Annotated in this window: 16 protein-coding genes and 1 riboswitch; of the genes, 9 read left to right on the forward strand and 7 right to left on the reverse strand. The window is 62.3% G+C overall.

Annotated elements, in window-relative coordinates; translation table 11 throughout:
* Positions 1 to 66: 66 nt before the first annotated feature.
* Entirely contained in the window at positions 67 to 2,142 is a 2,076-nt protein-coding gene (locus HPY64_07725) for an elongation factor G (protein NPV67017.1), read from the reverse strand.
* A 104-nt stretch (positions 2,143 to 2,246) separates the two neighbouring features.
* On the reverse strand, positions 2,247 to 3,155 hold the full coding sequence (locus tag HPY64_07730; GenBank protein NPV67018.1) for a hypothetical protein: 909 nt from the start codon (positions 3,153 to 3,155) through the stop codon (positions 2,247 to 2,249).
* Positions 3,156 to 3,296: 141 nt separating this feature from the next.
* Here HPY64_07730 and HPY64_07735 point away from each other — a divergent pair, with 141 nt between their 5' ends.
* Positions 3,297 to 5,600: a heavy metal translocating P-type ATPase gene (locus HPY64_07735; protein NPV67019.1), complete on the forward strand. Its 2,304-nt coding sequence runs from the start codon at positions 3,297 to 3,299 to the stop codon at positions 5,598 to 5,600.
* 255 nt (positions 5,601 to 5,855) lie between these two features.
* Positions 5,856 to 6,944 (forward strand): hypothetical protein, encoded by a 1,089-nt coding sequence (locus HPY64_07740; GenBank protein ID NPV67020.1) that lies wholly within the window; start codon positions 5,856 to 5,858, stop codon positions 6,942 to 6,944.
* Between the two features lie 28 nt (positions 6,945 to 6,972).
* Here HPY64_07740 and HPY64_07745 read toward each other — a convergent pair whose 3' ends face one another.
* Entirely contained in the window at positions 6,973 to 7,917 is a 945-nt protein-coding gene (locus HPY64_07745) for an esterase (GenBank protein ID NPV67021.1), read from the reverse strand.
* 245 nt (positions 7,918 to 8,162) lie between these two features.
* Between HPY64_07745 and HPY64_07750 the strand changes: the two genes are divergently transcribed.
* The 3 genes from HPY64_07750 (at position 8,163) to HPY64_07760 (ending at position 12,565) form a co-directional block, all read left to right on the forward strand.
* Positions 8,163 to 8,309 carry a pilus assembly protein gene (locus HPY64_07750; protein NPV67022.1) on the forward strand — a complete coding sequence of 49 codons (147 nt, stop codon included), beginning with the start codon at positions 8,163 to 8,165 and terminating at the stop codon, positions 8,307 to 8,309.
* A gap of 216 nt (positions 8,310 to 8,525) precedes the next feature.
* Positions 8,526 to 11,678, forward strand: coding sequence for a serine hydroxymethyltransferase (locus tag HPY64_07755; GenBank protein ID NPV67023.1), 3,153 nt, complete (start codon positions 8,526 to 8,528; stop codon positions 11,676 to 11,678).
* Between the two features lie 191 nt (positions 11,679 to 11,869).
* Positions 11,870 to 12,565 carry a hypothetical protein gene (locus HPY64_07760; GenBank protein NPV67024.1) on the forward strand — a complete coding sequence of 232 codons (696 nt, stop codon included), beginning with the start codon at positions 11,870 to 11,872 and terminating at the stop codon, positions 12,563 to 12,565.
* Here the strand turns inward: HPY64_07760 and HPY64_07765 are convergent.
* The 4 genes from HPY64_07765 to gcvH all read right to left on the reverse strand — a co-directional run bounded on the left by HPY64_07765 (position 12,555) and on the right by gcvH (position 16,951).
* Entirely contained in the window at positions 12,555 to 13,589 is a 1,035-nt protein-coding gene (locus tag HPY64_07765) for a hypothetical protein (GenBank protein ID NPV67025.1), read from the reverse strand. The two genes, HPY64_07760 and HPY64_07765, sit on opposite strands and share 11 nt — an antisense overlap.
* 123 nt (positions 13,590 to 13,712) lie before the next feature.
* Positions 13,713 to 15,215, reverse strand: a complete 1,503-nt coding sequence (gene gcvPB, locus HPY64_07770; GenBank protein ID NPV67026.1) for an aminomethyl-transferring glycine dehydrogenase subunit GcvPB — start codon at positions 15,213 to 15,215, stop codon at positions 13,713 to 13,715.
* On the reverse strand, positions 15,212 to 16,552 hold the full coding sequence (gcvPA, locus tag HPY64_07775) for an aminomethyl-transferring glycine dehydrogenase subunit GcvPA (GenBank protein NPV67027.1): 1,341 nt from the start codon (positions 16,550 to 16,552) through the stop codon (positions 15,212 to 15,214). The genes gcvPB and gcvPA overlap by 4 nt, the downstream gene beginning before the upstream one ends.
* Before the next feature lie 9 nt (positions 16,553 to 16,561).
* The gene (gene gcvH, locus HPY64_07780) at positions 16,562 to 16,951 is read right to left on the reverse strand and encodes a glycine cleavage system protein GcvH (protein ID NPV67028.1); all 390 of its coding nucleotides are present in this window, start codon (positions 16,949 to 16,951) and stop codon (positions 16,562 to 16,564) included.
* 198 nt (positions 16,952 to 17,149) lie between these two features.
* Positions 17,150 to 17,258: riboswitch (glycine riboswitch) on the reverse strand.
* 178 nt (positions 17,259 to 17,436) lie between these two features.
* Between gcvH and tgt the strand changes: the two genes are divergently transcribed.
* From tgt to HPY64_07800, 4 genes are all read left to right on the forward strand, one after another.
* The gene (gene tgt / locus HPY64_07785; GenBank protein NPV67029.1) at positions 17,437 to 18,582 is read left to right on the forward strand and encodes a tRNA guanosine(34) transglycosylase Tgt; all 1,146 of its coding nucleotides are present in this window, start codon (positions 17,437 to 17,439) and stop codon (positions 18,580 to 18,582) included.
* 28 nt (positions 18,583 to 18,610) lie between these two features.
* Positions 18,611 to 19,438, forward strand: coding sequence for an undecaprenyl-diphosphatase UppP (uppP, locus tag HPY64_07790; GenBank protein NPV67030.1), 828 nt, complete (start codon positions 18,611 to 18,613; stop codon positions 19,436 to 19,438).
* 3 nt (positions 19,439 to 19,441) lie between these two features.
* Positions 19,442 to 20,248: a hypothetical protein gene (locus HPY64_07795; GenBank protein ID NPV67031.1), complete on the forward strand. Its 807-nt coding sequence runs from the start codon at positions 19,442 to 19,444 to the stop codon at positions 20,246 to 20,248.
* 108 nt (positions 20,249 to 20,356) lie between these two features.
* Positions 20,357 to 21,085, forward strand: a complete 729-nt coding sequence (locus tag HPY64_07800; protein NPV67032.1) for an SH3 domain-containing protein — start codon at positions 20,357 to 20,359, stop codon at positions 21,083 to 21,085.
* Positions 21,086 to 21,105: the final 20 nt, after the last annotated feature.

Below are 21,105 nucleotides of genomic sequence, written 5' to 3' on the forward strand. Positions count from 1 at the left end.
CCCTATAAACAGAAAGGCGTACCCGCCCAGGGCACGCCTTTCTGTTTTCTGCACCGTCAGGGTGCGCTACTCTTCTTCCTGTTCCTTCTTGGCAGCGTCGATGATTGCCTGCTGCAGATGCGCCGGAACCGGCTCGTAATGGTCAAACTCCATCTCGTAGATGCCGCGTCCGCCGGTCATCGACCGCAGGTCGTTGCCGTACCGCTGCATTTCCGCCAGCGGCACCTGCGCTGTCACCACGCTCTTGCCACCTGAAGTGTCCATACCCTGGACACGTCCACGCCGGGTGTTCATGTCGCCCATAATGTCGCCCATGTATTCTTCCGGCACGATCACGCGCACATTCATGATCGGCTCCAGCAGCGTCGGCCCGGCCTGGGACATCGCCTCACGGAAGGCGCCACGACCGGCGATCTGGAAGGCGATATCCTTGGAGTCAACCGGATGCTCCTTGCCGTCATAGACCACGGCCTTGACATCCACCACTGGATACCCGGCCACCGGGCCGGACTCCAGCGTCTGGCGCACGCCCTTTTCCGTAGAAGCCACAAATGGCTGGGAGATTGCGCCGCCCACGACCTCGGAGGCGAACTCAAAGCCCGCGCCGCGTTCCAGCGGCTCCACCCGCAGGTGAACTTCCGCAAACTGGCCGGCGCCGCCGGTCTGCTTCTTGTGGCGGTAAACAGCCGTAGCGGTCTTGGTGACTGTCTCCAGGTAGGGCACTTTGGGCAGCGCCGTGTCCAACCCGACGCCCAGTTGCTCGGCGCGGCTGATGGCGATGTTGATGTGCATCTCGCCCATACCCTCCAGGATGGCCTGCTTGGTGGCCGCTTCCTGCCGCCAGGTGAGCGTGGGATCAGCGTCGCACAGGCTGGTCAGGATGCTGCCCATCTTGGCGCTATCGGCCTGGGTGCGCGGGGTGAGCGCCACCGCATAGAGCGGGCGGGGGAAGCTGGGCACAGCCACCTGCAAGCCATCGCTCTTGGTGGTGAGTGTGTCGCAGGTGGTCGTCTTGCTCAACTTGGCCACCGCGCCAATATCGCCAACATGTAGCCGTTCCACCGGCATCTGCTCTTTGCCGCGCATGACCAGCAATGAGCCAACGCGCTCCTCGACATCTTTGTTCTTGTTGTAGTAGCGCGTATCGGGCGTCATGCTACCGGAGAAGATGCGCAGGTAGTTCAGCGTCCCCACAAACCGGTCGGTTGAGGACTTGAACACATACGCGGCCAGCTTGCCATCATCAGTCTGCGGGGGTTCCATCACCTGCACCTGGTCGCCAACAACCACCTTGAAGGCCCGTGTATCCGGCGTGGGTACATAGGTGATCAGGGCGTCCAGCAGCGGGACAATCGCCAGGTTGTGCGTCGCGCTGGCAGCAAATACCGGAACTGTCCGCAACGCGGGATCGGTCGCCGCCTTGCGAATGCCCTGCCGCACCTCTTCCAGTGAGAGGGCTTCCTCTGCGAAGTATTTCTCCATCAGCGTGTCATCAGATTCGGCGGCTGCCTCAACCAGCGCGACCCGCGCCTCCTCAACCTCGTCGGCCATATCCGCCGGGACATCGCTGGCCTGCTTGCCCGCCTCATAATAAGCCTTGCCCGTCAGGACATTCACCACGCCTTTGAAGGTATGTTCCTCGCCAATCGGCAGGGTCACCGGCACAAACTTGTAACCCGGAAACGACTTGCGCAGCGACTCCAGCGTGCGGGCGTAGCTGGCATTCTCCCGATCCATCTTATTGATGATGACCAGCAGCGGCAGCCCGAATTCTTCGGCAAAGGACCAGGCCAGCTCCGTACCGACTTCTACGCCAGACACCGCATCCACGACCACAGCCACGGCATCCGCCACGCTGATGGCGTTCTTGACTTCACCCTGGAAGTCCGTATAGCCGGGCGTGTCCAGCACATTGATCTTGTAGCCCTCGTATTCGCACGGCACCAGCGACGTGCTGATCGACATGCTGCGTTCGCGCTCGTCTTCTTCAAAGTCAGAAACGGTGTTTTTCTCCTCGATCCGACCCAGACGCGTCGTCGCTCCGGTGTTAAAGAGCAGGGCCTCCACAAGCGATGTCTTACCGGCGTCCTGGTGCCCGACAAGGGCAACATTCCGCAGTTTATCAGTGGTATAAACCTTCACCGAGCCTAACCTCCAAGGTAAAGCCAGGCCGAACGCCTGGCCAGATGGTAGTGGGGATTTTAGAGAATGAAACCTTGCTTGTCAACGAGCAGCCGTTGCGTCCCTCAACCCTGGCGCACCGGCAGGCCGACTGCCTCTGGCGGCGGAAAGGCCAGTGTTCCCCGGTACTGGATCTTGTGGGCGGCAACCTTCTGCCCGACCTGCAATGCCGCCGCCAGGTCCAGACCGGCGGAGAGACCGGCGCACACGCCTGCCGCCAGCGCATCCCCGGCGCCGACGGTGTCCACCACATGCGGTACTCGCTCCGCAGGAAAGTGACGAGCCTCGCCGCTGGCAGCGTCTACCAGGATGGCTCCGCGTGCGCCATCCATCCCGATTACCTTCTCAACGCCAAACCCTTCGTGCAGATGGCGGGCGAATTCCACCAGCGGCGGGCGCAACCGGGCCAGACTGACAAAGATCAGGTTCGCCGCCAGGTAAAAGTCGCGGTGGTAATCGTCCACATCAACCACATCATGCACATCGGTCACCACGTACTTGCCCATGGTATGCGCGGTGTGCGCCGCATAACGCACCCAGTCATGCGTGGACGTGTACACCCAGGGGCCGGCCTTGCTGAGCGCCTCCCGCAGCGGCTCCTCAGGGTAGCGGTAGGTCGATGACTGGCCGAAATCGCACAGCAACTGGCGTTCGCCGCTGGGCGCTACCAGAATCACCGTGCGCGGCGAACGCTCCCAGTCAGCGCGGATGTACTCGGTCGCGATGCCGTAACCGGTCAGCCGCCACAGCAGCTCGGTGCCCATAAAATCCTGCCCCACCACCGAGACGACCTGCGTCGGCTGCCCCAGCGTCTGCAGCCCAACCGCTACGTTGGAGGCCACGCCGCCGACTTCATCCATGATCATGTTATTGACGTAATGGGCCGTGCCAAGTTGCAGCGGGAACCCGTACACCGGCACGTTGGTTTCCATATTTGCACCGGCGATGACCGTCCAGACTGGCGTTGCAACCATCTCTGACCCCCCCTCCTGAGCAGACGCAATGAGTTTACCCCGCCCGGCTTGACACGCCAACCATTCAATGTTAGGATGGAGCCAATATATGAGCGAGTACTCATATATTTATTCGAGAACTTCTGTTAATCAGGATACCTCATGGACCTCAAAACATCCCTGCCAACCAACCTTGAACTGCAGATTACCGGGATGGACTGCGCCGATTGCGCCCTGACCCTGGAGCGCAGCATCGCCCGGCTGAAGGACATCAGCGCCGTTGAAGTGAACTTTTCCACCGGGCGGATGCGCGTCTCCGGCAACGCCGACCGGGCCGTCATCGAGGCGTGTATCCGCAACCTGGGCTACGGTGTCGCAGAAGCCGGCAAGACCCCGGTCGCTTTGCCGGATTACAGCGGGCCGGTTGGCCTGCTACGCTTCCTGCTCGCCCGGCGGATCACGACTCTGGCGCTGGTTGGTGCGCTGCTGTTGCTGCTCAGCGCTGCTCTGACTCTGCTGGGCGCTCCGTCAGGGCCGGTGACAGCCCTGCATCTGGCTGTCGTCGCTCTGGCTGGCCTGCCGATCATGGTCAACGGTTGGCGGGAACTGCGCTACAGCCACAACATCACCATCAACCTGCTGATGAGTATTGCCACCCTTGGCGCCGCGATCATCGGCGAGACCGGTGAGGCCGCGACCGTGATCGTTCTGTTCGCCATCGGCGAAGCACTGGAGGGGTATGCTGCCGACCGCGCCCGCTATTCCCTGCGCGGCCTGCTGGATCTCGTGCCGCAGACGGCGGCGGTTCTGCGCCCATGCCTGGATTGCGCGGAACACCTGGGCCAGGGTGGCTACACGGGTGGCCCCTGTCCCTTCTGCGGCGTCCACGAAACGCGCGTGCCAGTCAGCGATCTGGCCGTCGGCGACACCATCCTCATCGCTCCCGGCGAGCGCATCCCGATGGACGGCGTCATCCGGGAGGGCAACTCGGCCATCAATCAGGCCCCGATTACAGGGGAAAGCCTGCCAGTGGAGAAGGCTACCGGCGACGAAGTCTTCGCCGGGACGATCAATGGCGCCGGGGCGCTGGAAGTCGAGGTCACCCGCCTGGCTGAAGATAACACCCTCAACCGCATCATCCATCTGGTCGAAGAAGCGCAGGCCAGCCGCGCCCCCAGTCAGCGGTTTATCGACCGGTTCGCCCGCTGGTACACCCCGATAGTGGTCATCCTGGCGCTGCTGGTTGCTGTTGCGCCGCCGCTGCTGGCCGGAGCGCCTTTCTGGGATACGTCGGATGGGCGCGGGTGGCTGTACCGGGCGCTGGCGCTGTTGATCATTGCCTGCCCGTGTGCGCTGGTGATCAGCACGCCGGTCACGATCGTCAGCGCCCTGACCAGCGCCGCCCGGCAGGGCATCCTGATCAAAGGTGGCGCGCCGCTGGAAGCGCTGGCCGGGGTGCGCGCCTTCGCCTTTGACAAGACCGGCACGCTCACCCGCGGTGAGCCAGTGCTGACCCTGGCTCAGGCCGTGGACTGCCAGACCGGGACAGGCGATCTCACCTGCGAGCCGTGCCGCGATCTACTGGCGCTGGCTGCCGCCGTCGAGCGCCGCTCCGAACATCCGCTGGCCCAGGCCGTGGTCACGGCGGCCCAACATAACGCCCTGCTCGATCGCTATCCGGCTGCCCGCGCTGTCACCAGCCTGGTTGGTCGCGGCGTGCGCGGCGAGATCGCTGGCCGCCCGATCACCATCGGCAGCCATCAGTTCTTCGAAGCCAGCTACCCTCACCCGGACGCGCTGTGCACCCGGACAGCCTACCTGGAGCAACAGGGTCACACGGTAATGCTGGTGGCCGATGGCGATCAGGTGCGCGGCCTGCTGACTGTCGCCGACCAACCCCGCCCCAGCAGCCGGGCCGCCTTGGACGAACTGAAGGCCCTTCATCCCCGTCCACGGACGATCATGCTGACCGGCGACAATCGGGTCACCGCCCGCGCCATTGCCGACCGCGTGGGCGTCGACGACGTGCGGGCTGACCTCCTGCCCGGCGATAAGCTGGCGGTTATCCGGGCATTGCAGGCTGACTACGGCCCAACCGCCATGATCGGCGACGGCATCAACGACGCCCCAGCCCTGGCGGAAGCCAGCGTTGGCATTGCCATAGGGACAGGCGGCACCCAACAGGCAATGGAAACCGCCGACATTGTACTGTTACAGGATGACCTGCGCCGCTTGCCGGAGGCCGTGCGCCTGAGCCGCCGTACGCTCAGCGTGATCCGGCAGAATATCACCCTGAGCCTGGGGCTGAAAGCTGCTGTCTTACTGCTGGCGCTCGCCGGATGGTCGACGCTGTGGCTCGCTGTGCTTGCCGACATGGGCGCTTCTCTGCTGGTGACGGCCAACGGCCTGCGCTTGCTGCGCAAGCATCCCGCCGCACCTCCTCTGGCACCCCGCAACCAGGCCTGAGGCCTGAGGCGTACCCGCTGCCAGCCCCACCATACAGCCGGCAACGGTCTACAACTGACCGGCAAGCCACCATACCTGAATATGGCCAGCAGGTCATGGGCCTTGGCGATAGCTACGGGTATACTGGGGGGGCGCCACGGCCAGCTTCATCGGCAAGCCCGGACGCTACAGCAGACTCTCTCCCCACCCCAACATCTCACCCTGAGCCGTCGGCCCGGCCCGCTTGCCATGCTTTCACCTAGAGGCACACAGGCAATGCTTGAGTTCAAACCCGACCTGGAAAAGACCCTGGAACGTATGGAAGCGTTCTGGGCGTACGCCGTGCTGGATCGCCCGGTGGTGCAATTCCACCTGGAAAAGCCGCCGGAAGACCGCATCCCCCTGCCCGAATCGCACCACAGCAACGCGGAAGAGCGCTGGCTGGACGTGGAGTATCAGGCCCGCCTGACTCACGCTACACTGACTAACCGCCTGTTCCTGGGCGACACGCTGCCGGTGGCCTTTCCTAACCTGGGGCCGGAGGTTCTGGCGGCGTTCTACGGTTGTCCATTGCGCTTCGGCGACTACGGCACCAGCTGGACCGAGCCGATCCTGAGCGATTGGTCCGAGGCCGACCGAATCGCGCTGGACTGGCAGAACCGTTACTTCACCAAACTGGTTGAGCTAACCGACGCCATGCTGGAACTTGGCAAAGGCAAGTACCTCGTCGGCATGCCAGACTGGCATCCCGGCGGCGACCTGCTGGCAGCGCTGCGCGACCCCCAGAATCTGGCGATTGACCTGATCGACCACCCCGAACAGGTAAAGGCTTTACTGGAACGGCTGCAGCCGGACTACTTCGCCGTCTATGACTTCTGGTATGCCAAGCTCCGCGCCGCCGGTCAGCCCATCACCAGCTGGCTGGAACTGGCCGCAGAGGCCAAATACTACATCCCTTCCAACGATTTTTCCGCCCTGATCAGCGCTGCAATGTACCGGGAATTCTTCCTGCCGGGCATCATCGAGGAGTGCCGCTTCCTGGACCGCGCGATCTATCACCTTGACGGCCCCGCGGCGCTTCGTCATCTGGATACAGTTCTGGAAATCCCCGGACTGCATGCCGTGCAATGGGTGCCAGGGGCAGGCCATGAAGGCTTTGCCCGATGGATACCGGTCTACCAGCGGATTCAGGCTGCCGGCAAAGGAGCCTACGTCTACTGCGACGTCACCGATCTTGACCTGCTGATGCAAACGCTCAAACCGGACGGCCTGGCCATTTCCATCAGTGGCATTCCCGATGCAGAAACAGGCGAGCGCGTCCTCGCTGCGTTTGAGCGCTGGACATTGCACCCGGAGCGTGCCTAGCGCTCCGGTGCGGCAATTTCCCGGTCAGCTACCCTATTGAAAACGCCCGCGCCGGGTTAGTGACCGTGATCTGATAGATGATCTGCTCTGGGACGCTATGTGCTCGCAGGGCCGGGACGAACTGCTCGAACAGCGCTGTGTACCCCCGGAAACCATCCGGCCTGGGCACACCATCGGGCTGCGAACAGTCATACCAGCCTGCATCATGCGAAAGCAGTAGATGATCTGCGTATCCCGCCTCAATGAACGCCAGCGTGGCCTGGAGCAATGCCGCCTGGGGATGCCAGTTCTCCGCGCCGATCGCATCGAATTCGATCCAGGCTCCCCTTCTGGCCGCTTCAACCTGTACGGCGGTATCCGGCTCGGTGTGAGCATGCACCCAGATGAAACGTCGCAGGTCGTGCCCGGCCTGTTCTAGGATGTCCATCTCACGCCGGGCTACCGCCCCGCCGATAGTATGGCTGGCGATCACAGCGCCAGTCTGCCGGCTTGCCAGCGCAGCGGCCCGCAGGTTGCGCACTTCGATATCCGTCGGACCGTGGTCGCTCATAGCCAGCTTGATGAACCCGGCGCGGCTATCTGTGCCTTCCATCCCCCGCGTCAACTCGTCCACCCACAGCGCCGCCAGCGCCTCGACATCCAGATCGGCGATAGCTGCCGGGATGAACCCTTCCCGGTAGGTACCGGTTGGGGCGATGATGTGAACGGAGGTGCTCTGCGCCAGGCGGCGCAGCACCGTCACGTTGCGCCCTACCCCAACCGGCGCGCAATCCACCAGGGCAGTCCCCCCTGCAGCCTCCAGAGCTGCCAGGTAAGGTCTCACCACAGCAACGACTTTCTCCGGTTCGGCCTCCGCGTAGCCAGGAACAAAAGGACCACGCAGATCAACAAACAGGTGCTCATGTGGCAGCATTGGGCCAAGCGATTGCGCAAGCACATCGCCTCTCACAGTTCGCACTACTCCGGAAGCCATGACATCCTCCTCAGGGTCAGAGGCCCAGGACTCGGGTTTCAGGGGTGACTATGCATCATGACCCCGCGCCCTGTCAACGACTGATCACGCCAGAACCCTGGAACACCGGTCAGGCGGTCTTACCAGCGTCTATTCCAACATACCAAACAGTCTTTTCCTAGTACCTCTATCCCAGAGAAATCGGGGCTAAAGCGTGCTATTCTGACAATGACCTAGCAAGTGTGACTTATCAAGGAGTTGCTTCCATGCTTTATCTGCCACGCGAAGAAGGTCAGGGTCTCGTTGAGTATGCGTTGATTCTCGTCCTGGTCGCGATCGTCGTGATCGTGATCCTCGCCCTGCTCGGCCCGGCCATCGGTAACATCTTCAGCAACATCGTCGCCGCACTGTAACGTTTTTGGCTTGTCTTCACCGCCCCGCCCCCTCAGGCGGGGCCTTTGTTTTCCCCCTACAGTCAGCCCATCAACATGTGGGCAAACTGCCAAATAGTCATTAGAAATAGTGCTCAACTGCCATTCGCTCAACCTCCTCCGGCGTGTTACAATCCCGCTACCACGCAATATGCATTTTGCCTGCCTGTCCAGCGCAGTGGAAGGAGCTTTCGCCACATGGGGCAGAAGGATTTCCTGTTCCGCGACGACCTGGTCACACTCGACCCGGAAGTCGCCGCTTTGATCGGCTTTGAGGAAGCGCGCCAGCATCACCGCCTGATCCTGATCCCATCCGAATCCACTATCTCAGCGGCAGTCCGTAGCGCTACCGCCTCTGTCTTCCAAAACATTTATGCGGAAGGCTACCCGCTGCAGAGCACGCGCAAACTGACCGAAGCCGAGATACTGGATTACGAAGCCCGCCTGGCGGAATATCGCCGGAATTCCGATGAGCGCTACTACAAAGGGACGGAGTACGCGGATATTGTGGAAGCGCTGGCTCGCCGCCGCGCCGCCGAACTTTTCGCCACCCCTGCCATTCCGGCGGAGAAACTGTGGGTTAATGTCCAGCCTCTCTCCGGCGCGCCGGCCAACAACGCCGTTTATTCGGCACTTGTTCAACCCGGTGAGACGGTGATGGGCATGGATCTGCTCCATGGCGGGCATCTGACGCACGGCAGCCCTGTCAACCGCAGCGGTATCTACTATCACATCGTTAGCTACGGCGTCGATCCTCAGACCGAGCGGTTGGACTATGACGCCATCCAGAAGCTGGCGGAACAACACCGCCCCCGGCTGATCATCTGCGGTTTCACCAGCTATCCCTATGTGGCTGACTATGCCCGCTTCCGCCAGATCGCCGATTCCGTCGGCGCTTACCTGCTGGCGGATATCTCTCACATTGCCGGTCTGACCGCCGCTGGCGTCGTCCCCAGCCCGATTGGCCATGCGCATGTGGTCAGCTTCACCACCCATAAGACGATGGACGGCCCGCGTGGAGCCGTGCTGATCACCCACGACTCTGCCATCGGCCGCAAACTGGACCGCGCCGTCTTCCCCGGCGAACAGGGCGGCCCGCACATCAACGCGATGGCTGGGATGGCTGTTGCCTTCAAGCTGGCCCGTACAGAACAGTTCCGCCGCCTGCAGGAACAAACCATCCGCAATGCCGTCCGCCTGGCGGAGAAACTGGCCGAGCACGGCTTTCGCATCCCCTATGGCGGCACCGATTCGCATATGCTCCTGCTCGACTGCAAGAGCATCACCGGCCCGGATGGCACGCCGCTCAGTGGCGACATGGCCGCTCGTATCCTGGACCTGGCCGGGATTGTCCTCAACCGCAACACCATCCCTGGCGACAAGAGCGCCTTCAGCGCCAGCGGTCTGCGCATGGGCACCCCCTGGCTGACCCAGCGCGGCTTCCGCGAGCCGGAGATTGATCGCCTGGCGGCCATCATCAGCAATGTGTTGCACGCCTGCACACCCTTCAGTTACCTCAAGGGCAACAAACCACAACTCCGCAGCAAGGTGGACTTCGATGTCCTGCAGCAGGCAGCGCTGGACGTGCGCACCCTGGTGCACGATGTGGGCATCGACACACCTGGGCCGGATGGCATTGGCTATCCCCACGTGTACTACATCGACAGCATCCCTGACACCGGCTGGCATGTCCTGGAGATCATCGGCGAGGATGCTGAGGCTTTCCTGCAGGCAGCCACCACCAACGATGTCCTGGCCCTGGGTGATGGCGACGCCCAGGCCACTAACCTGCTGAATCCGGATGGCACACCGATCAGCCGGGGTGTCCTCAAACGGCTCAATCGTGACACTTACCATCTCCATGTGGATCGGAATGCCGGTCGGGCTGCGGCCTGGCTGCGCTCACTCTCTGACGGCTTTGTCCGCTTTGATCCGCTCGACCTGCACGGGAAATTGCCCGGCCCGGTCATCGTACGCGAGGTGAGCCACGCCCAGCCCATCCCCGGCGTCAGCGGCGATGGCTACACCGCCGGCAAGGCGTTCTTCATCGGGGTACACGGCGAACGGTACAGCGGCCCAAAGGCGGCTCCACTACCAGCCTTTAGCTGGGAAGAACCGGCCGATCAGCCCCTGCGCAAGACCACCCTGAATGCCCTACACCGCGAGCTGGGCGCCAAGATGGTGCCTTTCGCCGGCTGGGACATGCCGGTGTGGTATTCCAGCGTGGCAGAGGAGCATCTGGCCGTCCGCAACAGCGCGGGAGTTTTTGATGTTTCCCATATGGGCGTGTGGGACATCAGCGGTCGCGGCGCGGAAGCTTTCCTCGACGCCCTGACTACCAACGATGTGCGCGCCCTGAAGCCGGGCACGGCCCATTACAACTACCTGCTGGGCGTGGATGGCGTGCCGATCGATGACATTTTCGTCTACCGCCTGGCTGCCGACCACTTTATGATCGTCGTCAACGCCTCCAATGACGACAAGGACTGGGCCTGGGTCAGTGGCCTGATTGACGGCAAATATCTGGTTGATCCAGCTAATCCCGGCGCGGTGCTGCCGGGCCGCCATGAGGTCACCCTGCGCAATCTGCGCGATCCCAGGCACGGGCCAGACATGCGCGTAGATATTGCCCTGCAGGGTCCAAGTAGCCGCGACATCCTGCTCAGCCTGCATGCCAGCGAGGCTGACCGGACCGCGATCAAGAAGCTGCCCTGGGCGGGCATCGCTCATGTCACGCTCAAAGGCTACGATGTGATCGTCACCCGCACCGGCTACACCGGCGAGCGCATCGCCTATGAGTTGTTCCTCCATCCAGATAAAGCTCCCGCTTTCTTCAAGGACCTGGTGGACAGCGGCGCCGTACCCTGCGGTCTGGCCGCGCGGGATAGCCTGCGCACGGAAGCCGGTCTGCCCCTCTACGGCCACGAACTGGCCGGCATACTAGGGCTTGGCCCGGCGGACGCTGGCTTCGGCGGCTACGTCAAGACCTGGAAGCCCTTCTTCGTGGGCAAGCGGGCCTTCCTGGAACACGAGCGAACGCGCAGCGCGATGGTCACCCGCTTCCGCCTGAATGCCAAGGGCATGCGCCCGCCGCAGCCGGGTGACCCGGTAGTGGAGCCACGCGGGCGGGTGATCGGCATGGTCACCAGTTGCTCGATCGACAGCGAGGGTTACCAGCTGGGGCAGGCATACATCAAGACGGACTTCCTGGAGGAAGGCACACCAATCGCCATCTACACCGGCGCCGAGAAGCTGACCCTCAGCAAGCCGTTCGGCCAGCTCCGCATTGGCGACAAGGCCCCTGTGCCCACCCCGGCCACTGTGCTCAGTCGCTTCCCCAAGCGCGAGTAGCTCTTCCCGGCCACATAGAAAAGCCACGACCGGCGCTCATCCCCGAATGGGCGCCGGTTGCTGTCTGGCGCTTATCGGGTAGCCGTCCAGCATCATGTGGCGTATGATTGGCGCAACCCGAAACAGACTGGCACGACGTAATCCGTCCCAGCATGATCCCGGTGCTGTATACCGGAGGAGCGACCTTATCTATGTCTGTGACTATCCCTGCTCGTCGCCTGTTGTGGCTTTTCCTGGCTATCGCAGTTCTCTTCAGTATCCTGGGCGGGCTGGGAGAGTATTCGGGCGAGTTCATGCCGGGCGATCCGCTACGCTCGCTACGGGCATTCGACTTTGCCCGAGGCAATGTCCCAACGTGGTTCACATCGGCGGCCTTTCTGAGCTGCACGCTGTTGCTGTTGACCATTGCCGCCCACGCTCGCCACGCCAGCCACCGCGCCGCCCTGCTCTGGGGAGGGCTGGCCGTGCTGATGCTGGCCTTGTCGATCAACGAGATCTTCGCTGTCGAGCACAACACATTGCTGGACTATGCGACTCGCGCCCTGCGCCTGACCCTGAGGACTGATGGCCTGACCGTCCTCGTCGTGATCAGCGGGGTAGTGAGCGTAGCAGGTATGGCGCTGTACTCCCGCCTGTTCCTCAGTCTTCCCGCCGGAACTCGGCGCGCCTTCCTGGTGGCGGGCGCTGTTTATCTGGGCGGCGCGATCGGACTGCAGATGGTCGGAACCCTGATCGGACGCCAGCCGGGTGGCAATCCCCTGCTTCAGCTGGTGGTCAGCAACATCGAGGAGCTATGCGAGATCGCCGGGGTTCTGATCTTCCTGTACGGGCTGCTGACTTTTATCGAACAGTGTATCGGCCCGATCACACTGACTGTCAGGCAGTAGTGGCACGCATGCTTTCGACGCGCCACAGCCGCTCGACAAGCAGAACAAGTGGAACGAATATGCTCAGACTGAAGGTTCCAGCCAAAAACGCGAAGACCCATGCCGCTACACCGCCCACCAGCGCCACGCCGATCCGCCGCCGGTCACTGAGCAGGCACGGCAACAGGAAAATCAGGTCATAGGCATTCAGCAGAGGATTACTCAGGGCAAAAACCAGCACCCAGTCATAGAACACCATTCTGCCGCGCCGCCGCTTGAGCGCCAAGAAGATCAACCCGGCGGCCAGCAGGCATCCCGCCCACCCGATCAGCGGCGGCAGCCCCAGCCGATCCGCAACCAGATACAGGCTAGCCCGGCCTATCGTGCTGTCATCTGCACGCCCGCCGAGAGCTACCGCCAGCCAAGCCAGCGGCCAGTCTGGCCGCAACACGAACGCAGGGACACTAAGCAGCAGCACGCCAGCCAACCAGCCTGCATATGCCCGCCATTGTCCGCGCCAACGCACGGCCAGCCAGACCCATGCCAGTGCAGCCACATGTGGCTTGAACACTCCGAGTGCCGCCAGTAAACCGTGCCAGAAGGTAGCCCGATCACCCTGCGTGGTCCGTTCCGCCAGCCAGTACTGTGGCAAAAGCAACCACGTACTTTGACCCAGAATCAGTTGATCACCCAGCGGCGGGATCAGCAAGGCCGCTGCTCGCCCCCGAGCCATCCACAGTCCCAGCGTTACCGGCGCCGTCATCCACAGCAGCCGTAGCAGCGGCTCCGCATATCGTGCTGGCAGACACAAAGCAGTGTAGAGCGGCGCCGGGTAATAAACCCGCCCGGCATCCCCATAGCGGAAGTACTCCGGGTGGAAACAGAAACGCTCTGCGGCGCTCACAAACAGACCATAGTCATACGGCACACGCCCTACAGCTAGGGAAACCAGAGCAAAGGCCAGCGTCGCACCGATCAACAACGCTGCCAGCACCATATTGATCCACCACAACCAGCCTTGCGGCGGCTTGAAGCGATCAGGCATGGCGCACATTTCACCATACAAAGGCAGGATATACCGGCATTGTAGAGGTGATGCCCTGCGCACGCAAAAACAAACGCCCTTCCCGGCTTCCAGGAAGGGCGTCCGCGCCTTCAAACAGAATCATCAGGCTGATTGAGTACTGAGTGTCGGCGGCTGTTCCGCCCAGTCAGGGATAGGCACGCAGCAGAGCACCAGTTGTTTGGCCGCCAGTACTTCATCAACGCGGCCCACCGGTGTGATATGCGGTGCCTCGTGGAGCAAATCGGGATTCTCGTGCGCTTCTCTGGCGATCGTCTTGAGCGTTTCGGCGAAGGCATCGAGTGTTTCTTTGCTCTCAGTCTCGGTCGGCTCGATCATCAACGCTTCAGGCACGATCAGCGGGAAGTAGTTGGTCGGCGGATGGTAGCCGTAATCCATCAGGCGCTTGGAGATGTCCAGCGCATGGACATCCGGCGCATCCTTCCAGCGGCCCTCCATCACAAACTCATGCCCGCAGAAACGGTCGTAGGGCACATGGTACGTGTCACGCAACAGCGCCAGCACATAGTTGGCATTCAGCACCGCATGGTAGGAAACATCGCGGAGGCCAGGGCCGCCATTTTCCCGGATGTACGTGTAGGCCCGGACGAGCATCCCGAAGTTGCCGTGGAACGCCTTAATACGCCCGATGCTCTTCTCCGGCATATGCCAGCCGTAGAGCGGTGGCTGTTCGTCATCGCCAGGCTCGATCTCAGTCACGATTGGCCCCGGCAGGAATGGCAGCAATTTCTCATTGCAGGCCACCGGCCCGCTGCCCGGCCCACCGCCGCCGTGCGGCGTGGAGAACGTCTTGTGCAGGTTGTAGTGCATCACATCGAAGCCGATCTCACCCGGCTTGAGCACACCCATCATGGCGTTCATGTTGGCGCCGTCCATGTACATCAGGCCGCCGCAGGCATGCACCGCCTCGATCACCTCCAGCATGTGCCTTTCAAAGAGGCCAAGTGTGCTGGGCACAGTGATCATCATGCCAGCCACGGTATCGTCGCAGGCCGCCCGCAGCGCTGCCAGATCAACGTCGCCATTCTCATCAGATGGGAGTTCCACTACCTCCAGGCCAGCCATGGAAGTCGTCGCCGGGTTGGTGCCATGAGCGCTGTTGGGCACAAGGATTTTGGTGCGCTTGCTATCCCCACGATCCAGATGGTACTTACGAATCATGAGAATGCCGCTGAATTCTCCCTGTGCGCCAGCGGCAGGCTGCAGGCTGACCCCCTTCATCCCACTGATCTCGGCCAGCCAGGTCTGCAGGTAGTACATCAGCATCAGCGCACCCTGCGTTTCGTTGATGCCCAATCGCGGGTGTAACCCGGCAAAGCCTGGCAAGCGCGCTGCATCCTCATTGACCTTAGGGTTGTACTTCATCGTGCAGGAGCCGAGCGGGTAGAAGCCTTTGTCCACACCGTAGTTGAGGTGGCTCAGCCGCACATAATGGCGGATCACATCCACCTCACTGACTTCCGGCAAGTCAAGTTCCGCGCGGAGCAGTTCCTGAGGCAGGTCAGTCGTCGGGACATCCACCTCCGGCAAGCGCACGCCGCAACGGCCCGGCACGCTGATCTCGTAAATGAGCGGTTCGAGCTTCATGAGGCGATCTCCTCCAGCGCGGCAACCAGCGCGTCAATCTCTTCGCGGGTATTCATCTCGGTCACGGCGATCAGCATGGTATTGGCCCGGTCAGGATAGTCCTGCGCCAGGTCATAGCCGCCGATGATGCCGTAATCTTCCAGCAACCGGGCGTTGATCTCCGCCACCGGTCTGGGACACCGAACCATGAACTCCTTGAAGAAGGGTTTGCTCCAGTCCACGCTGAAGCCCGGTAGCTTGTCGATCTCCCTGGCGGCATAGTGCGATTTCTGGTAGCACAGGTTAGCGACCGTCTTCAGCCCACACTTACCCATTAGCGACAGATAGATGCCCGCCGCCAGCGCCATCAGCCCCTGGTTAGTACAGATGTTGCTCGTTGCCTTTTCCCGGCGGATGTCCTGTTCGCGTGGGCGGAGGGTCATCACAAAGGCGCGCTGGCCGCGGTTGTCCCGCGTCTCGCCGATGATGCGCCCCGAAATCTTACGCACCAGTTGCTTGGTGCAGGCAAAGTAGCCCAGGTACGGTCCGCCAAAGCTGAGCGGGATGCCCAGCGGCTGGCCCTCGCCCACCGCCATATCCGCGCCAAGTTCGCCGGGACTCTTGAACAGCCCCAGCATGATCGGGTCCGCGACCAGCGTCAGCAGAACCTTCTGGTTGTGCAGGCTGTCCGCCAGCCCGGTGAAGTCTTCAATCTGCCCGAAGAAGTTGGGGTACGCGACCGCCAGCATCGCCGTCTGATCGTCAACCAGGCCGAGCAGTTCAGCCGGTGTGCGCACCCTGTCATCGCCGACAAAGGTGACATCCTGGCCCTGCAGGTAGGTGCGGACGACCTCCCGATATTGCGGATTGATTCCGGCGCTGAGCACAACCTTGCGCCGCTTGCCACGCGCCTCATTGATAGCGACAATGATTGCCTCAGCCAGGCTGGTTGCGCCGTCATAGTGGCTGGCGTTGGCGGCTTCCATGCCCGTCAGGGCGCATAGCATGCTCTGGTATTCGAAGATCGCCTGGAGCGTACCCTGGCTGACCTCCGGCTGGTAAGGCGTGTAGGCAGTGTAGAACTCCCCGCGCAGCAGGATGTGATTGATCGCGCTGGGGATGAAGTGATGGTACGCCCCGGCGCCAAGAAAGAGCGAAAAGTCCTGCACGCTGGCATTGGCGGCCTGCAGGCCATACAGCTCGGATAGCACCTCCATCTCGCTCAAAGGCTCAGGCAGTGCCAGGTGTGGAAAGCGATACTGTTCTGGCACAGCGTCAAACAGTTCCTCAATGGACTCAACGCCGATCGCCGCCAGCATCGCCCGGCGGTCGGCATCGGTATGAGGGAGGTAGCTCATGGTCGCATCCTATTCACGCTCTGCGCAGTACTTTTCGTAGGCGTCGGCGTCCAGCAGATCATTCAGTTCGGCAGGGTTGCTGATGGCAATCTTGATGAACCAGCCGGCGCCATAGGGATCGCTGTTGACCGTCTCCGGCGCATCCTGCAGCGCCTCGTTGATCTCAGTGACGGTACCGCTAACCGGCATGTGCATATCCGACGCCGCCTTGACGGACTCCACCGACCCGAAAGATTCGCCTTTGGCGAATGTGGCGCCCACGTCAGGTAATTCAACGTAAACGATATCGTTCAGAGCATCCTGGGCGTAATCGGTCAGGCCGATCACCCCCACGCTGCCTTCCACCCGAATCCATTCATCAGTCTGGGTGTACTTCAGTCCCTGTTCCACCTTGCTCATTGTCCAGCGGTCCTTTCGCTACAAACGGTCAGGTATGAAGAAACGGACGCACCAAGCAAAGACGCGCAGCGCCACAACGCTGCGCGTCTCCTGTCATTGAACCTGAGAGATTCGCCCGCACCGGCGGGTAACCGCACCGCCGCGCCGGGCTTGCCCCTTCGGCGCACAACCGCCAGGCAGTCTGTGCTTTCCAGGATGCTCAACCTGCGGGTCTCTGGTACCTGAGAGTTTCACCAGCGGATCAGCCAGGCCGCCAGCTTGCCCCTTCGGCGCTCCCGGACCGGGAGTCTCTCCCCGGCAGGTGGCCAGTGATTATCCAGTTGTTATCCGAATTGTACAGGATGCCCAGCCACCGGGCAACAGAATCGCCGTCCCTTCCCATCCCTTTCCTCCCGCTGCACAGCACCACGGCAAGCACATTGTCAAGCGCCCCCACCTGCGGCTATAATCGGCGGCTGGATTCCTGGAAGGCTGCGGTTTTATCCATGTTTGAATTCACGCTGGAAGCTACGGACGGGCACGCCCGCGCCGGACGGTTTACGACGCCTCATGGAACACTGGAGACGCCGGTCTTCGCCCCGGTGGGCACGCAGGCCACCGTCAAAGCAGCCAGCCCGCGTGTCCTGCGCGAGGTTGGCGCGACGCTGATCCTGGCCAATACCTACCACCTCTATCTCCGCCCCGGTGACGAGCTGATCCGCGACATGGGCGGGCTGCATGCTTTTATGGCCTGGGACCGCCCGATCCTGACCGACTCCGGGGGGTTTCAGGTATTCAGCCTGGCCAGCAACCGCCGGATCGACAGTGATGGCGTCGATTTCGTCTCGCACATCGACGGCAGCAAACACCGCTTTACCCCGGAAAAGTCGATTCGGATTCAGGAAAACCTGGGCGCTGACATCATCATGTGCTTTGATGAATGCCCGACCCCCAATGACCGGGTGGCGGTCGAAGCCGCCCTGGAGCGCACCCACGCCTGGGCGGTGCGTTGTCAGGCTGCACACACACGGGAGGATCAGGCGCTCTTTGGCATTGTGCAGGGCGGCATCTACCCTGACCTGCGGGCGCAATCGGCGGCCTTTCTGCGTGGGCTGGATTTCCCCGGCTATGCCATCGGCGGTCTGGCGGTTGGGGAAACCAAGGCCGAGATGTATGCCACCCTGGAACAGACCACACCGCTCCTGCCGGCGGACAAGCCGCGCTACCTGATGGGCGTTGGCAGTCCCGAAGACCTGGTGCACGGTGTGGCGCGCGGCGTGGATATCTTCGACTGCGTACTGCCCACCCGCGTCGCCCGTAATGGCGCCGCCCTGACGCGTCAGGGGCGTATCAACATCCGCAACCTCAAGTACGCCCGCGACCCAGACCCGATTGAGCCAGGTTGTACATGCTATGCCTGCACGACCTTCTCCCGCGCCTACATCCGCCACCTGATCAAGGCAGAAGAAATACTGGCCCATAACCTGCTAACACTGCACAACATCCATCTCCTGCAAACCCTGATGCGTGAGATGCGTGCGGCGATCCTGACCGGGACGTTTGGCGCGTATGCCGCCGCTTTCCTGGCGACGTACAGGCCGGTTGGCAACCCGCCTCCCCACCCGCTGCCGACCAATCCGACTGCGGGTTGACCCTCGCTGCCACTGAAAGGACTCCCTCTTGAGCATTCTACAGGCCATCATTCTGGGCATTATCCAGGGCGCAACCGAGTTTTTACCCATTTCCAGCTCCGGGCATCTGGTTCTGCTGCCCTGGTGGTTCAACTGGGAGCTTCCGCACAATCTGGTTTATCCTGTAGCTGTCCACCTGGGCACATTGCTCGCTGTACTGATCTACTTCCGGCAGGATTGGATACGCCTCTTCCATGGGCTGGTCCGCCTGATCCAGACGCGCAAGCTGGATCATCCCGACAGTCTGTTGCTCGTCTACCTGACCATTGGCTCGATTCCAGTGGCTACCTTTGGATCATTCCTTGCCCGCAGGCTGGAGGAAACATTCCAGACACCGGTCGCCGTCGCCGCACTGCTGGTGGTCACCGCTGGCCTGCTCATCCTGGCCGAGCGCCTGACCGCGATCAGAGGCAAGACAGGTAACCAACTCGACCACATGACCTGGCAGGATGCTTTAGTCATCGGCATTGCTCAGCTTTTTGCTCTGCTGCCGGGTGTCTCCCGTTCAGGTAGCACCATTGCCGCCGGGCTGATCCGGGGTCTCAGCCGCGCCGAAAGCGCACGTTTCAGTTTTCTTCTCGGCGCGCCGGCGATCGTCGGCGCAGGCATCCTGACCAGCATTCAGGCGATTAACGGCAACCAGTTTGACGGCCAGCTCTTGCCCCTGCTGGCGGGCTTCACCAGCGCGGCCATCGTCGGCTATGTGGCCATCGCCTTACTGCTCGCTTTTGTCCGCCGCCGCCGGCTATACCTGTTTGCCGCCTATTGTATCCTCTTTGCGGCGGTCAGCTTACTGGCCATTGGCCTCGGATGGTGACCGGTGAAGCGGGGCAGGGGCAAGCGTGCGCTGATCCTGCTTGCGCTGGCGCTGGGAGCCTGCCAGTCGCCGCAATTGCGGCTGCCCCCCACTCCGCAGACTACCATCCTCGAACTGCGCAGCACCGAGTCCACCGCCCCCCTGTTGCGGACGCTGGTCAGCGGGTACCAGGCAGCGCGGCCAACGTTGCGCCTGGCGTTGCAGCTGAGCACCATCAGCGCCATGGAAGCATTGACCGCCGCCGGGGCGAAAGCGCCGCTAACCCTGACCGAATTCTTGCCGGCCAGTTCCTCCCTGTGGGCCGCGCCCATTGGCGACGATCTCCTGGCCGTGATCACCCATCCAGCTAACGCCATCGGTGCGTTATCGGTAGAGCAGCTTCGGGCCATCTACACAGGCCGCTTGTCCAGCTGGCGGGATGTCGGCGGCGAAGAAGCGCCAATCACCGTCGTCAGCCGTGAGGCGGGTTCCGCTACGCGGGCAGCCTTTGAGGCGCTGGTGATGGCAGGAAGCCCTTCTACCTCTAATGCACGCCTGGCGCCGGGTACCCAGGCGATGCTCGAAATCGTCGCGGGGACGCCTGGCGCGATCGGCTACGTTCCCCTGCACAGCCTGACGCCGGATGTCCGCCCGCTGGCGCTGGAGGGTGTCTTGCCAGCGCTGGCTACCGCCGATGCTTACCCGCTGCGTATCCCCCTGCTATTGATTGCGGCGGCGGAACCAGAGGGCCTGGCCCGTGATTTTGTCGCCTGGGCGCAGGGCGCCGACGGCCAGCGCATCATCGCCCGTTATGCTGTGCCGTTACACTGAGCCGGGTGCGCGGTTGCAGCTACGCCAGAAGACGGCATAATAGCTCCGGAGGCCGCCCGGCCTGCCGCTACACCACCCCGATCATCCTGCTGATGATGGAGGATTTCTGTGAAAACATCGTTGTTACCGCTGATCCTTGTCGCGCTGCTGCTGCCGGGCCTGATCGTTGTTGCTCAGGGCGGCGATGTCAGCCTGACAGCAACTGTCATCTTCCCTGTGATCACCCTGCGGGAAGGCCCCGGCCTGGATCATCCGGCCAGCGGCAGGGCTGCTCAGGGCGAAATGCTGACGATCACCGGTCGCTCAGCCGACAGCGGGTGGTTCCAGGTGACTTTAGCTGACGGTGGGACAGCCTGGCTGGCGGCGTATCTGGTCACCCTGGACGGCGACGCGGCTCGTCTGCCGGTCGTTGAGGGTGTGCCGAGCGCGCAGGACGACAGACTGTTCGTCCCGCCGGGTTGCGATTACTTTGGCATCGGCCCATTCTACGGCCATGTCGGCCAGTCCATCGTCCTTACTCAGGGCTGGGAAGCAGCCACCCGCGCGCTGATTGACGATTATCTCAGCAACGTGATCCAGATCGTGAGTTTTGACGGGCGCCTGATCAGCACATACAGCGCCTACCGGGGCGAGCCGTTCTACCACGAAGCCACCGGCACCTGGCGGGTGTTCTGGAGCTTTGATATGGGGCCGGTCGCCACTGGAACGCACGTCATCGAGTGGTCGCAGATGTTCAACCGCCCGGTCAGTGACGGCCTGGACAACAACGGCGACGGCCAGCCGGATACCTACGGCCCGGACATGACCACCTACCGTTGCACGCTGATCATCCAGTAAGGCACAACAACGCCCGGCAA

The sequence above is a fragment of the Anaerolineae bacterium genome, from assembly GCA_013178165.1.
Taxonomy (GTDB): Bacteria; Chloroflexota; Anaerolineae; order Aggregatilineales; family Ch27; genus Ch27.

Bases quoted from the DNA above. Each gene is read 5' to 3' on its own strand.
- gcvPB (NPV67026.1), bottom strand. From the start codon at position 15,215: ATGAAGCTCGAACCGCTCATTTACGAGATCAGCGTGCCGGGCCGTTGC.
- HPY64_07740 (NPV67020.1), top strand. From the start codon at position 5,856: ATGCTTGAGTTCAAACCCGACCTGGAAAAGACCCTGGAACGTATGGAA.
- HPY64_07730 (NPV67018.1), bottom strand. From the start codon at position 3,155: ATGGTTGCAACGCCAGTCTGGACGGTCATCGCCGGTGCAAATATGGAA.
- HPY64_07735 (NPV67019.1), top strand. From the start codon at position 3,297: ATGGACCTCAAAACATCCCTGCCAACCAACCTTGAACTGCAGATTACC.
- HPY64_07750 (NPV67022.1), top strand. From the start codon at position 8,163: ATGCTTTATCTGCCACGCGAAGAAGGTCAGGGTCTCGTTGAGTATGCG.
- gcvPA (NPV67027.1), bottom strand. From the start codon at position 16,552: ATGAGCTACCTCCCTCATACCGATGCCGACCGCCGGGCGATGCTGGCG.
- HPY64_07765 (NPV67025.1), bottom strand. From the start codon at position 13,589: ATGCCTGATCGCTTCAAGCCGCCGCAAGGCTGGTTGTGGTGGATCAAT.
- HPY64_07745 (NPV67021.1), bottom strand. From the start codon at position 7,917: ATGGCTTCCGGAGTAGTGCGAACTGTGAGAGGCGATGTGCTTGCGCAA.
- HPY64_07755 (NPV67023.1), top strand. From the start codon at position 8,526: ATGGGGCAGAAGGATTTCCTGTTCCGCGACGACCTGGTCACACTCGAC.
- tgt (NPV67029.1), top strand. From the start codon at position 17,437: ATGTTTGAATTCACGCTGGAAGCTACGGACGGGCACGCCCGCGCCGGA.
- gcvH (NPV67028.1), bottom strand. From the start codon at position 16,951: ATGAGCAAGGTGGAACAGGGACTGAAGTACACCCAGACTGATGAATGG.
- HPY64_07760 (NPV67024.1), top strand. From the start codon at position 11,870: ATGTCTGTGACTATCCCTGCTCGTCGCCTGTTGTGGCTTTTCCTGGCT.